General features: G+C 39.2%; 14 protein-coding genes. 3 read left to right on the plus strand and 11 right to left on the minus strand.

Annotation, left to right across the window (positions count from 1 at the left end; genetic code table 11):
- Window positions 1-5 precede the first annotated feature (5 nt).
- Complete coding sequence (locus tag ACY45D_RS14590) at window positions 6-1,283, minus strand: D-arabinono-1,4-lactone oxidase (protein WP_463107374.1); 1,278 nt, start codon at window positions 1,281-1,283, stop codon at window positions 6-8.
- A gap of 12 nt (window positions 1,284-1,295) precedes the next feature.
- Window positions 1,296-3,020, minus strand: coding sequence for a neutral/alkaline non-lysosomal ceramidase N-terminal domain-containing protein (locus tag ACY45D_RS14595; RefSeq protein ID WP_463107375.1), 1,725 nt, complete (start codon window positions 3,018-3,020; stop codon window positions 1,296-1,298).
- Window positions 3,021-3,141: 121 nt separating this feature from the next.
- Here ACY45D_RS14595 and ACY45D_RS14600 point away from each other — a divergent pair, with 121 nt between their 5' ends.
- Together ACY45D_RS14600 and ACY45D_RS14605 are read left to right on the plus strand one after the other, a co-directional pair.
- A complete protein-coding gene (locus ACY45D_RS14600; protein WP_463107376.1) occupies window positions 3,142-4,188 on the plus strand; it encodes an AraC family transcriptional regulator in 1,047 nt (348 codons plus the stop codon).
- 483 nt (window positions 4,189-4,671) lie between these two features.
- Window positions 4,672-6,318: an acyl-CoA synthetase gene (locus ACY45D_RS14605; protein ID WP_463107377.1), complete on the plus strand. Its 1,647-nt coding sequence runs from the start codon at window positions 4,672-4,674 to the stop codon at window positions 6,316-6,318.
- A 160-nt stretch (window positions 6,319-6,478) separates the two neighbouring features.
- On the opposite strand, the gene yjgA is transcribed toward ACY45D_RS14605, so the two are convergent.
- The 9 genes from yjgA to mazG all read right to left on the minus strand — a co-directional run bounded on the left by yjgA (window position 6,479) and on the right by mazG (window position 13,197).
- A complete protein-coding gene (yjgA, locus tag ACY45D_RS14610) occupies window positions 6,479-7,018 on the minus strand; it encodes a ribosome biogenesis factor YjgA (RefSeq protein WP_463107378.1) in 540 nt (179 codons plus the stop codon).
- Between the two features lie 2 nt (window positions 7,019-7,020).
- Complete coding sequence (locus tag ACY45D_RS14615) at window positions 7,021-7,290, minus strand: HPr family phosphocarrier protein (protein WP_120384174.1); 270 nt, start codon at window positions 7,288-7,290, stop codon at window positions 7,021-7,023.
- Entirely contained in the window at window positions 7,287-8,138 is an 852-nt protein-coding gene (gene rapZ / locus ACY45D_RS14620; RefSeq protein WP_463107379.1) for an RNase adapter RapZ, read from the minus strand. The genes ACY45D_RS14615 and rapZ overlap by 4 nt, the downstream gene beginning before the upstream one ends.
- A gap of 26 nt (window positions 8,139-8,164) precedes the next feature.
- The gene (panC, locus tag ACY45D_RS14625) at window positions 8,165-9,010 is read right to left on the minus strand and encodes a pantoate--beta-alanine ligase (protein WP_463107380.1); all 846 of its coding nucleotides are present in this window, start codon (window positions 9,008-9,010) and stop codon (window positions 8,165-8,167) included.
- A gap of 2 nt (window positions 9,011-9,012) precedes the next feature.
- A complete protein-coding gene (gene panB / locus ACY45D_RS14630; RefSeq protein ID WP_089606000.1) occupies window positions 9,013-9,822 on the minus strand; it encodes a 3-methyl-2-oxobutanoate hydroxymethyltransferase in 810 nt (269 codons plus the stop codon).
- 44 nt (window positions 9,823-9,866) lie between these two features.
- Entirely contained in the window at window positions 9,867-10,352 is a 486-nt protein-coding gene (gene folK / locus ACY45D_RS14635; RefSeq protein ID WP_463107381.1) for a 2-amino-4-hydroxy-6-hydroxymethyldihydropteridine diphosphokinase, read from the minus strand.
- Entirely contained in the window at window positions 10,349-11,821 is a 1,473-nt protein-coding gene (gene pcnB, locus ACY45D_RS14640; protein ID WP_463107382.1) for a polynucleotide adenylyltransferase PcnB, read from the minus strand. Before pcnB ends, folK begins: the two co-directional genes overlap by 4 nt.
- A 148-nt stretch (window positions 11,822-11,969) precedes the next feature.
- The gene (locus ACY45D_RS14645) at window positions 11,970-12,425 is read right to left on the minus strand and encodes a ComEA family DNA-binding protein (protein ID WP_463107383.1); all 456 of its coding nucleotides are present in this window, start codon (window positions 12,423-12,425) and stop codon (window positions 11,970-11,972) included.
- Window positions 12,426-12,432: 7 nt separating this feature from the next.
- Window positions 12,433-13,197, minus strand: a complete 765-nt coding sequence (gene mazG / locus ACY45D_RS14650; RefSeq protein WP_463107384.1) for a nucleoside triphosphate pyrophosphohydrolase — start codon at window positions 13,195-13,197, stop codon at window positions 12,433-12,435.
- Between the two features lie 104 nt (window positions 13,198-13,301).
- On the opposite strand from mazG, the gene ACY45D_RS14655 reads away from it, so the two are divergent.
- Window positions 13,302-14,078, plus strand: coding sequence for an SDR family oxidoreductase (locus tag ACY45D_RS14655; protein WP_463107385.1), 777 nt, complete (start codon window positions 13,302-13,304; stop codon window positions 14,076-14,078).
- The last annotated feature ends 83 nt before the right edge of the window (window positions 14,079-14,161 follow it).

Here is a 14,161-nt window from a genome sequence, read left to right on the forward strand (position 1 = left end):
CTTTTTCATAGAAATAAGCTTTCTAAATAGGGATTTAAAAACTTCTGTGTTGGATCGAGTTGTTCACGAATCTGCATAAACTCATCCCACTTCGGATAAAGTAGTTTCAGTTGCTCACTGGTCATGCTGTGCATTTTCCCCCAATGCGGACGACCTTGATAACGCTGTAAAATGGGCTCAATCACATCAAATAGCTGCCTTGGCGCTTGTTTGTGATATTGATGAATTGAAATTGAAACTGAGTCTCGTTGATAAAAAGGACTCAACCAAATATCATCCCCTTTAACAAATCGGAATTCCACTGGAAAGAAGGTTGGTGATTTTGCATGTTTTAGGGCTGCCAAAACCTCTTGTAAGCAGGCGACACCGAGTTCAGCAGGAACTTGATACTCCATTTCATTAAATCGGGTATTACGAACTGTCGGGAAAATTTGACTCGACCAATCCACGCATGTTGTCGGTTTAATAAATACGCCTAAAAGCTTCTGTAACTGTGCATTCAATGCGGGAACTTTTCCTATTAATTCACAACACATTGTCAATAAAGCATCTTCCGAAGGCCAACTTTCTTTTCGAGGCTGAACGTCTTCATCTGTAACATCTAATGTTTTCAGCATCAGCTGCTTTGCATGTGAAAAAGCAAAACATTCAATATGACGATGTTGTGTTTTCCAATGTTCAATATTGGCAATAAAATCTTCGACAGAGCACAGTTCAACATGTTCTTTTAATTTATAACGTGGCTTATTTTGCATGGTGATTTTGGTCAAAATCCCTAGACTGCCTAAAGACACACGCCCTGCATCAAAAATATCTTTATTTTCCAGCGTATTACAACGTAAGATTTCACCCGAAGCCGTTAATAATTCAAATTCTTTCACATAAGCAGAAATACAATGTAAATCGATACCTGTACCATGCGTCCCTGTCGATACCGCACCTGCTAAACTTTGTTGGTCAATATCACCCTGTTGCATTAAAGCTTGATTGACAGGCCGTAGGTATTGATCAAGATTGAATAAACGAGTGCCTGACCAAATACTGGCCTGTGACGATTCAGCATTCACCGAGTCCACACCTGCAATATGATCCAGTGAAAGTAAAGTTGCATCCGTACACACCAAGGGCGTAAAAGAATGCCCTGCACCAACCACCCGAATCTTTGAATGTTCTCGAACCGACTGTTGCAACTGTTCAATATTTTGTGGTCTTAGAATATGTTCAGGCTGTGCCTTTTGATAGCCCGACCAATTATTCCACTGATTCTTTCCTTGTGAACTCATCTCATTATTCCTTTAACGTACTGCAGTTTTAAGACTGCCAAAATTGGTTCTTTGATCAATTTCATACTGAGGGATTGCTACAGGTCGTGTGCTTTGATCATAGCTACGCAAAGCTTTTTTTAAATTGATTTGCTTTGCCAAGCCTTGAAACTTGTACTGAACAGCAGCCAATGTCCATTGACCATATAAAGTATGCCCGCCCTCATAAGCTTGCTGCTGATACTCCTCATTGGTGGTGATATAACCCATATAATCATTGCAATAAGAGGCTAACCAAACCTGACTCGTTGACAAATTGCCTTGCACAGCCTGATAAACCGTTTGAATCACGCGGTATGCTGAGGTTGTGGTGATTTCTCCAGGACAGCAAATCAATAACAGTTGTCCTAATTTTAAAATCTGTAACGGGACAATACTGGGCACCAATGGGCTGTGTTGAATTGCACCCGCTTTAACTTGACGATTCATTTCCCGAATCAAAGGATCTAAAAAACTCGGTTGCACATCCAATCCTTTTCCAAGCAATTGGTTATCAGGGCTTTCTAAAATAATGTCTTTGGGAAATTGTGATGCGTATAAAGCATGATATTTGTCATAATCAGGCGCATTCGGATCAGCTAAACGTTTTTTACGTACTTGCTTGGACAGCAAAGACATGGCCATGGTGATGGGTTTTGCTGCACCTTTGCCATCAACAGGTGTTCCGCCAAAGAAAGCCACGCCATGACAGGCAGCACTGGTCTTGGCTTCTTTGATTCCCTTGGAAAATTCAGTCGGAATCTCAACCTGACTTAAATCGACATAAGACAAAACTGCATCCAATTCCCCCTCTAATGTCTGACTTGAAGATGACAAGGCTTGAAGGGCTAAATCACTTTGATAGCGTCCATTCTGTTGCGCATATTGGTATTCTGCTTCACCCTGAATTTTATTGCGAATTGCATCCTGATTTTTCCCATGAAAATGCGGCGATACATCCCCAGCAGAAGCTTGCGCAAAAATCGCCACGGGTTGCTCTATGCCTTGAGCAGTGAGATATTTTTCAGTGAATGTCGCAGCATAGCCTTTATTGTCGCCATCATAAGCATTCAGTTTGTTGCCCAAGCAAGTGGCATGAACACCAAATAAAGAAATTAATCCACAAAGCTGTTGTTGGCGATAGAACCCAAGCAATTGCATTTCACGATTCAATGCTAAATGTGTTTCATGAATATCTCGTTGAACCACATCAGGATTACGATTGTAAGACTTTAAAGCTCGATTCCATGCAACAGGGGTATTTTCATCAAATTGCCCCGTGTTATAGCGAATCTCTGTTTCTTGTTCAGTTTCTATAGCCAATAGAATACTCTGCACGACAGCTTCAACCACGGCATTTAAATGTTCTGGGACAAAACCGGGCGTCGGCATATTGTATAAAGCTTCATAAGCGCAGCCTCCCGGTCCTGAATGGGTATGCGTTGCCATCAAGACCAGTTGCTGCTCATCAAAGCGTTCCGCTAGTTTCTGTTTTAAAACTTCGACCACACCACTACGCATCGCATGGGTAATACAGCCAAAATCAAGACAGCAGATCAAAATCGGTTGTACTTCATTCACATCGCGGATAGAAAATGTACGTGCAAATAGTGCTGTCCGTTTTTTATCGGCACGGTGTGTCCACATTCCATAACCAAACATGGCATAGCCTTTAGGCTGAATAGGTATTTCTTGTTTACTCCAACCAACCATATACATTTTCATTGTCCTGTATTTGAATTCTATTTCTCATCATGAGAAGTACATTGAAAGTTAATCAAAAATATGCGATACCCACTAGGGTTAAAGCAACAAAAATAAGGGGGGCTAATCGGACTTTATGCCTATTCAACAAACGGAACTTGTCACTTCTCAATTTCTTATTCCACCCACACTGCTGAGTAGCTTGATTCATTATGCAGAACAGCAACAGTGGTCTTATCAACCGTGGTTTAAAGACGTTAATCTCAATATGGATCAAATGATTCAAAACCAAGGCTTTGTTCATTTCTCAGATATTTGCAATGTGGTACAACATGCCGTTAACCATACCCAACGACCAAACCTTGGTTTATTACTTGGCAGTCATGAAGGACAAGTTGCCATGGGAATCCTTGGTTTTGCGATGCAAGCCTGTAAAACTGTGGCTGAAGCTATGCAAACAGCACTGCATTATCATCCTATTTCGGGCAGCGTTTTAAACCTAGATGTTCATATTCAACCTGATTATTGCGAAATTGAAATCTCCGAACGCAGTCCATGCGGTGCTTTAACAGCCTTTTTTTGTGATGAAGTCTTTTCTAGTATTATTACCTGTCTAAATATGATGTTAGGCGACCATCAAGAACTTATTCTCTTAGAGCTCAGTTACGATGGTTCTGCTTATTTAGAAGATTATCAGCGTATTTTCAATTGCCCTATTCAATTCAATAGCACTCGAAATTTAATCCGTTTTAACAAAAATATATTATCTAGAGCACTGAAAAATTACAGCCCTGCGAATTATCAAACTGCAATTAAAATTTGTGATTTAGCTTTTGAACAATTCAAACAGATCAATCAGCCTAGCCTTGTTCACGTTTTACAGCATTTGATTGAAACTCACCTTCCTGACCGTTTTGACATGCTGCAAGCCGCACAACATTTTCATCTCAGTGAACGACATTTAAGACGTCTGTTAATGAATGAAGGCATCAATTTTCAATTGATTAGACAACAGGTTTTAGAACATAAAGCCAAAACGCTGTTAAGCGAAAATTATACGATCAGTGAGATTAGTCATCTTCTAGGATTTAGTGAGTTACGTGAATTTAGACGAGCATTCAAAAGATGGACGGGATTTTCACCAACGGACTATAAAAAAGTTGAATTAAGCAAACTCATTTAACCTTAATTCAACTAATTTTTTATTTTTAAATCATACACTTACAACATAGTCATTAAATAGATTAACCTGAGTTCGGGATAAGATATAGGCTCAACTATATGATACGCGGAAACGTCAGTCGCATTGTTTGAGGCAGGGCTACATCTGTAATATACTGTTTTTGCAATATATTTGGTACTGGATAGTATCTGTCGAGTTGGCGACTGACAAATGGTTTTGCCTACTTTTCCCGAAAGAAAAGTAGGTCGAACCGAAGGTTAATCCTTACATCTGACTTTAAACGGTAAGACTCCGCTACACCTGATCAATCTTTTCAATAACTTACATCAGAATTTATCCCGAACTGACGTTAGATCATTTAAAAATAAACGATTTATTTAAACTATGATTAACGTGAATACTCGACTAAAGCATAACTGCATTTCAGTGTTGTTATGCATATCTTTGAGTTGAGAAATTAGAATAATAGACATGGAGTTTAAAATGGTAAGCGCATACGATGAATTACCTCGCACCCCTGCAAATTTTGTAGCCTTATCACCGTTACGTTATCTTGAACGTGCTGCTTACATTTACCCAAACCAAGATGCAATAGTGCATGGTTCGCGTCGTATTTCATGGCGTGAGACCTATACGCGTTGTCGCCAATTCGCACATCAGTTGCAAAATTTAGGAATTCAAAAAAACGATACTGTTTCTGTTTTACTACCCAATATTCCAGCCATGATTGAAGCGCATTTTGCCGTGCCAATGTCAGGCGCTGTTTTAAATACATTGAATACTCGTTTAGATGCAAAAACCATTGCATTCATGCTCGAACATGCTGAAACCAAAGTGCTATTAGTCGATCCTGAGTTTGCAGCACTGGCCGCTGAAGCTGTTGCACTTGTCCCACAACAGATTTATATCATTGATGTTGCAGATGTCGAGTATGAGAAAAATGATACAACGACAGGGGTCGGACAAATCGAGTATGAAGACTGGCTCAAAGGTGGGGATGTCAATTTTGAATGGCACTTACCACATGATGAATGGGATGCGATTAGTCTAAATTATACTTCGGGTACGACAGGCAATCCCAAAGGCGTGGTTTATCATCATCGTGGTGCATATATCAATGCTGCCAGTAATATCATTGCTTGTGGCATGACACCACGTTGTAAATATCTTTGGACACTACCTTTATTCCATTGTAATGGCTGGTGTTTTGCTTGGACGATAGCAGCCAATGGTGGCACCAATATTTGCTTGAGAAAAGTTGATCCTGAGTTGGTTTTTAAACTGATCGATCAATATAAAATTGATTATCTATGTGGTGCGCCTATTGTATTATCCATGCTAATCAATACACCCAAAGAGAAGCAAATTAAATTTGCTCATCGTGTAGAAGTCATGGTGGCTGGTGCTGCACCACCTGCTGCAATTATTGAAGGCATGCATCATATTGGTATTCAAGTCAATCACGTTTATGGTTTAACTGAAACCTATGGTCCTTCTGCACTCTGCGCATCCCAAGCAGGCTGGAGTGACTTATCCATTCAAGAACAAGCACAGCTACATTCACGACAAGGTGTGCCATATCCTTTGCAAGACAGTATGCGCGTCCTTGATCCTGAAACGATGCAACCTGTGCCAAATGATGGTACCACCATGGGTGAGATCATGTTCCGAGGCAATATTGTCATGAAGGGCTATTTAAAGAATAGCAAAGCCACAGAAGAAGCCTTTAAAGGAGGATGGTTCCATACAGGTGATTTAGCAGTAAGCCAACCTGATGGTTATGCCAAAATCATGGATCGCTCCAAAGATATTATTATTTCAGGCGGTGAGAATATTTCATCTTTAGAAGTTGAAGAAGTGCTCTATACCCACCCTGCGATTATGACCGCTGCCGTTGTTGCGAAACCTGATTCACGTTGGCAAGAAGTTCCTTGTGCTTTTATCGAGTTAAAACAAGATGCTGAAACCACAACAGATGAAGTCATTGAATTCTGCAAACAACATTTAGCTCGTTTTAAAGTTCCAAAGGATGTGGTGATTTGTGAAATTCCAAAAACTTCGACAGGTAAATTACAAAAATTTATCTTACGAGATTGGGCAAAACAACGTGCTGAAAGTGAATTAAGTTAAATCACTCAAAAAATAAAATCTCCTCTCCTTTCTAAGGAGATGAGAAACTCTGCTTCGCAAGGGATAGATTAAATTCCCTCTCCTTTTTGAAAGGAGAGAGTTAGGGACATGTTTAAATAAAAAACGACCTTTTTAGGTCGTTTTTTTATAGAAAAATCAATTACTTTGAATTATCTGAAATCAATGCAACTTGTTGTGCATAATTTAACAACTTCAATTTAGAAGCCTCTAACTCTTCAGCAGATACTTCTTTCGCAATATCACGATGAATACGTAAAACATGCTGACGTAAAGAATGGCTTTCAGCTGCATTATAAGATTTACAAAATTCTTTAATGGCAGGATCACGCTGTTCGATCATACGATCAACCCAACGATCAAGTTGTGCTAACTTTTTAGCGCCTTGCTTAGGTGTAAGATAAGACAAAATGACAGCCTCATCTTCATTACGTAATAATTTACCAATACGCTGAAACTGACGGCGACGTGCTTCAAAAGACGTAATCAATTGCACATCCAGCAATGCCTCAATTAAGCGCTCTTCAACAGGTAAAGCTTGAATTTGTTTCTTTGACAACTCAGCGAGTTGCTCACCTAAAGCAGCCATGCGTTGCACAGCTTTCTTCTGTTCGGTTTTACTTGCACGCCCTTCCAAAGAATCAAAATCATCTTCAGTAAAACGTTGCGGACGACGTGCCACGATTATTCTGCCTCGTAAAATTTATCTGCAAATAGTGCAAGGACCTCAGACAAAGCTTTTTCTTCATCTGCTCCATCAACCACTAGACGCAAGGTGGTTCCTTTACCAGCTCCAAGCATGAGTAAAGAAAGAATATTTTTGGCATCGACTAATTTATCGCCCTTACCAATTTGAATAGAACATTTAAATTTAGTCGTGACTTCGATTAGTTTTCCAGATGCACGCGCATGTAATCCTAATTTATTAATTACGTCAACAGTTGTGTCGATCATGACCAGTGCTTCATTTCTCTATGTAATATCTGAACAGGCCATTGAGACTCTAAAGCCTTCTTCAACCTATCCACAATATAAACCGAACGATGTTGCCCTCCGGTACAGCCGATAGACACCGTAATATAATGACGATGACCTTCTGCGAAAGCAGGCAACCACTTATTTAAAAACTGATAGATGTCTTGGTACATCTCATTTGCTTGGTCACTGGCTTCTAAAAACTGACGCACAGGCTCATCCAAACCTGAAAACTTACGTAACTCTAAGTCCCAATGCGGATTAGGCAAATGTCTAACATCAAAAACAAAATCTGCGTCTAATGGAATACCATGTTTGTAGCCAAAAGACTGTAAAATTAAAATGAGTTTATCGGACTGTCCCAGTTTGGACAATAAGGTATCCTTTAAATCATGTACACTTTTATCTGTTGTATCAATATGTGCCGTTGCTCTTAGCTGAATGGGTAGTAATAAATGTTTTTCTTCTTGTATACATTCATTCAAACTTTGAAAGCGACTTGATAATGGATGCGGACGTCTTGATGCGCTAAAACGAGAAATTAATTCCTGATCACGCGTCGTCAAATAAATAACATCTACACTACCATGCTTCTGTAATTGCTGAAATACATCATCAAAGCCATGTAAATCTTCTTTTGCACTTCGAACATCAATCCCCAGTGCAAGCAATTCCAAATTATTTTCTTTATCTAATTTTTCAACAATTTCAGGAAGCAATGCCAAAGGCAGATTATCAATACAGTAATAACCTAGATCTTCAAGCACCTGCAAAGCAGACGATTTACCCGAACCAGACTGTCCTGTGACGATAAGTATGCGCTTCATGGCATGGCAATCCTAAAAAGCAAAGGTTAAGCAGGATGTTTAACCTGCAAATTATCAATCAAGCGTGTTTTGCCTAATTTTGCTGCAACAAACAATACAACATCTTGGTCAAACTGATCAACCTTTTGTAACATTGGGCTACGTGCCTCAACATAATCTACAACTAAACCAGCTTCGTTCAAACTTGCACGAATTTGAGCAAGCACTTCAGACAATGCCTGACCTGTTTGTAAATCATGTTCCGCTGTTTTTAAAGACTTATAAATTACGGGTGCTGTTTGACGCTCTTGTTCAGATAAATAACCATTACGAGAACTTAAAGCCAAACCATCTTCTGCACGAGCAATTGGAACACCAATCACTTCAATTGCCATATTTAAATCACGAACCAACTGCTTAATTACAGCCAGTTGTTGATAATCTTTTTGCCCAAAGAATGCAAAATTTGGTTGAACGATATTAAATAGTTTCGTCACCACAACTGCAACACCATCAAAGTGTCCAGGACGCTGTAAACCGCATAGGTCATTGGTGATATCACTAACAGTAATATTGGTTAAACGTGTATGTTTACCATACATCTGCTCAACAGATGGTGCAAAAACAATATCACAACCGACTTCAGCCAAAAGATGACTATCCTGCTCCAAAGTACGAGGATAATTATCAAAGTCTTCATTCGGTCCAAATTGAATTGGATTCACGAAAATACTGACCACCACAACATCACATAGCTTACGCGCCTCACGAACCAGATTTAAATGTCCTTGATGAAGATTACCCATCGTCGGAATAAATCCAATACTTTTACGTGATGATCGAGCAGGACTAAGCGATGCTGTTAATCCTTGAATGGTAGTTTCTGTTTTCATGTTTACAGCTCGACTTGGAAAGTATGTTCTTGTGCAGGGAATGATTGATCTTGCACAGCAACATGATATGCCTTAAATGCGTCAACAATAGCAGTTTCACCTGCTTGTTCTTTCATAAAATTACGGACAAAACGTGCCACTTTACCGAAGGTCAATCCAAGCATATCTTGTACAACGAGAACTTGACCATCTGTTTCCACACCTGCACCAATACCAATCACAGGTACATGTGGAAACAATTCAGTAATTTCTTTACCTAATTGTGCAGGTACACACTCTAACAAAAGCACTGCTGCGCCTGCTTCGACTACAGCTTTACAATCTGCAATCAGCTGATCAGCCGCTTCACGTGTTTTAGCTTGTAGTTTATAACCACCAAATACATGAACAGATTGTGGCGTTAAGCCTAAGTGTACACAGACAGGAATACCGTTACGTGTTAACACCTGAACCGTTTCAGCCAACCAAGCACCGCCCTCAATTTTAATCATTTGAGCGCCAGCTTGCATCACAGTTTTAGAATTTATCAACGCATCATTCAGCGTTGCATAACTCATAAAGGGTAAATCGCAAAAAATAAATGAATGTTGATTTGCACGACGCACTGCTGCGGTATGATATGCCATATCAGCGACAGTCACTGGCAAAGTAGAGTCATGACCTTGAATAGTCATTCCTAAAGAATCGCCAATTAAAATAGTATCAATTTCAGCAACTTCCATGCCTTTTGCCATACTTGCATCATAGCAAGTCAAACATGAAAATTTACGATTCTGAGATTTAAACTGTCTTAAATCACTTAGACTAATCATGACGATATTCCTCTATCGATGAGAATTCTTGCATATTCACAAAATCAATCTGCCCAAGTCTGATCTGCAAGAGCACTGAGTGTTGAATGTTGCACGAGATCTAAATTTTGTAATGACTGCCCTTTCACTTGCAGTGAAGGATCGAGATCTAATAAGGGGATCACTACAAAATCACGCTCAAAAATACCGATATGCGGTACTGTGAGTCGCTCATTTATAATGTTTTTTTCAGCATAAAGCAAAAGATCTAAGTCTAAAGTTCTTTCACCCCAACGACGCAACCGTACACGACCTGCTTCATTTTCAATACGTTGTAGTTCATCTAACAAAGCTAAGGGCGCTAAATGAGTGCTGAGTTGTACAACAGCATTATAATAATTGGGTTGATCTTGCGGCCCCATCGGTGGGCTCTGATACAGTTTTGAAACCGAAACACTACCCAAAGCTCTGAGCTTTTCTACGGCTTCACGTAAAATTTGCTCAGAATCACCTAAATTACTGCCTAAACCAATATAGGTTTTCATCATCATTGCGTCGGCCCAAAAATCACTTGACTAAGATCACGTTGCACACGTCTACGTTTAGTAATTGGATGATCCGCATTGATTTCACCAGTATTCACTGCTGATTTAAAATCATTTCTGCTACGAGAATCACTCGATGAAGTATGCGACGTAGATTTATTACGTGTACGACGACTACGTGACTCTTGCTCTTTCACCAATGGTTCAATTTGCGCAGAAGTTGCTTTTTCATCTACAGCCGTTTCTGTCGTTTTACGACGGCTCTTGGCACGTTGGCGATTATAAAGACTGATTGCACGTTCTTTTTCATCCGCAGACATGTCTTGGTAAGCTTCCCACCAAGCGCCCATGCCATTGGTCGAAGTATCACCTGACTTTTCTCTGAGCAGTAAAAAGTCAAAACCTGCACGGAAACGTGCATGTCCTGAAAGCGCCTCAATTTGCTGAGGTTTTGGATTCAGCAAACGACTTTGCATTTCCCAAACTTCACGAATAAAGGTTTCAGCAAAACGAGGAATAATGGTACGTGTGGCTTGACGCTTTAACACATCCAAACCAGCTTGAGCACGCGCTTCCGCCGCGACTACACCTTTTGCTTGATAAACATCACAACGTGCTAAGAAATTATTCCACAACAATACCGCATAGAAAAATGCAGGATTAATGGTTTTACCCATTTGAATCCGCTGATCGGTATTCTTCGCCGCACGTTCAATGAATGGTGTGATTTCAGTGTCAATGTCTGCAAATAACTGCTTCCATACACCAAACTCAATCAACATTGGCATAACACGATGCAAATGCCCCATTGTAAAAAGCTTTTGAGACTCATCATAAAGACGATGTGGAGACACATCTCTTAATAATTGAGTCATATCTTCAGTAAAAATTTCTAAAATTTTAGGATCAATACTGAAATTTAATTTTGCCGCAAAACGCAAAGTACGTAACATCCGTACAGGATCTTCTTCAAAACGTAAGGTTGGATCACCCAATAAACGTAATGTTTTATTTTTTATGTCATCAATTGCATTGCAAAAATCTAAAACTTCGCCTTTACGCGGTTGGTAATACATTGCATTAATCGAGAAATCACGACGAGAAAAGTCTTCTTCTATCGTGCCCCAATTATTATCACGTAAAATCATCCCTTGAGCAGAAGTGATTGCTTTCTTTGGTGGCGCACGGAAAGTTGCGACTTCAATCAACTCGCGACCAGAATAAACATGAGCCAATTCAAAACGTCGCCCAATAATTCGACAACGGCGACCAAACACTTCCTTGATTTGAGAAGGTGTTGCATCAGTTACAGCATCGAAGTCTTTAGGATTTAGACCAAGCATCAAATCACGTACACCGCCACCGACTATATATGCTTGATAGCCAGCTTTGGTGAGTGAATCAATAACATCTAAAATGGAAGAAGGTAATTGGGCGGTGGATAATCCACTCTTTGACGCACGCAAAGTTTGCAAAAGACACTGTCTCCTACGTCAGGACGTAAAAATCATAATTGTGCTAATGATATCGCTTACACAGCTAAAGGGCAATTTGATTCTCACCAACTTATTTTGAAATTTAGTATCTAATCTCAATTTTCCGTTGAATAACATGCAATAAAAACTACAAAGTTAGAATTGAACGATTCTTTTCAATAAACTTCACGCCTATTCCTTTCACTTTTTGTAAATCATCAATCGACTTAAATTGACCATTTTGTTTTCGATAATCAAAAATGGCTTGGGCTTTCTTTGGACCTGCCCCATTGAGTTGCTGCAATTGCTCTATAGTTGCAGTATTAATACTCACTTTATTTGTGGAACTGCCATTCGACGTCTGATTTACAAATGTTTTTTGTTGCGCTACAACCGAAGGACGAGACAAATAATAATTTTCATTTTGTTTATTTAATTTGACATCTTGCTCTTGTTGCTTGGCTTTCCATTTCAAATAATTTTGATCAAATTGCTGAGCTTGCACTACGCATGGCAAGCTCAACAATGAGAATAAAATAATCCAATACAAACGCCAATTATTTAATTTTATTAATTTAATATTTTTTAATTCTGAAAAAACCATGAATAACCTAGTATTTTAATTTTTGCTTTGCTTGATCCCAAAATTGATCCATTTCTTGTAAACTCACATCTTCTAATCGTTTATTTTTTAAATTTATTTGGTTTTCAATATAAGCAAAGCGTGATTTAAATTTATGAACAGTGCCGAGAAGCGCCATTTCACTTGAGATGCCTAGTTTACGCCCAACATTGATTAATGAAAATAAACAATCTCCAAATTCTTCAATTATTTCATCGGATTTTTGCAACTGCATTGCTTCTTCAAACTCAGACAATTCTTCTTTGACTTTGTCATAGGCTTGTGCAACATCAGGAAAGTCGAAACCAACCTTGGCTACATTTTTTTGAATATCCTCTGCTTGAGTTAAAGCAGGGCCATGTTTCACTTCATCTAGGCGAGATTGAGGTTTACCCTGTTTTTCTTGTTGTTTAATCTCTTTCCATAATGAAGATACTTGTTCAGGACTTAAATTTTCAAATTGATCTTTTTGAAATACATGCGGATGACGACGGATTAATTTCTGACAAATCGCCTCAACCACATCCGAAAAATCAAAAGCACCTTGCTCACTATACATTTGTGATTGAAACACCACCTGCAACAGTAAATCACCCAACTCGTTTTTCACTTCATTAACATCGCCTGAACGAACTGCCTCTTCGACCTCATAGGCTTCTTCAATTGCATATTGCGTTAAACTTTCAGGTGTTTGCTCACGATCCCAAGGGCATTCTGCACGCAGTTGTTTCATGATCGCCAATAACTGTTCCATTTTTATATCCTTAAAGATCAATAACAAATGACTTATCAGCCCTTGTTCCCATGCATATTTTATGTTCAACTCGCTACATGCAAAAACAAGAAAAGGGAAATTCAATGAGTCAAAGTATCTTCATTAGTGGTGCTGCACAAGGTATAGGTGCCGCAATTGCCCGCCTATTCTACCAACAAGGCTATAAAGTTGGTATTTATGATATTAATGTCGATCAAGCTCAAATCTTAGCAGACCAACTAGGTTCGAATGCTAAAGCTGGAAAGTTAGATGTCAGTCAATACGATCAATGGCAAGTAGCTTTAAAAGAATTCGTCACATGGGCAGGAGAACTCAATATTCTGGTGAATAATGCAGGAATTCTCTATTCAGGTGATTTTGAAAAAACTGATATTGCCGCACACCACCGAACCATCAACATTAATGTCAATGGTGTTTTGAATGGTTGTCATGCAGCACTTCCTTATCTGAAGAAAGCAAAGTTTGCACGTGTGATTAATTTATCTTCTGCCTCAGCAATTTATGGACAAGCAGATTTGGTGTCATATTCAGCCAGTAAATTTGCAGTTCGTGGTATTACCGAAGGCTTAGATATCGAATGGCAAAAGTATGGGATTCGTGTATTGGATGTCATGCCTCTCTTTGTACAGACAGCAATGGTCAAAGACATGGATGCAGGAAGTATCAAAAATATTGGCGTACATTTAAGTGCTCAAGATGTTGCAGAAAAAATTTTCGCCTTGGCCAAAGCCAAAGGTACGATTCTTACAGCAACACATACCCCTGTGGGGCTAAAAAGTAAAATCATGTACCAACTTTCCAGTATAAGCCCACAATTTCTCAATCGTTTGGGGAATATGGTGCTCACTAGAAAGCCATAATGCTACATCAGTTCGATATTCAATCAGATTGAGGAATATCAAAAGCAACATTTTGTAAAACAACTTAGTTTGATTTAGACAAT

The organism is Acinetobacter sp. BZX-2, assembly GCF_055179795.1.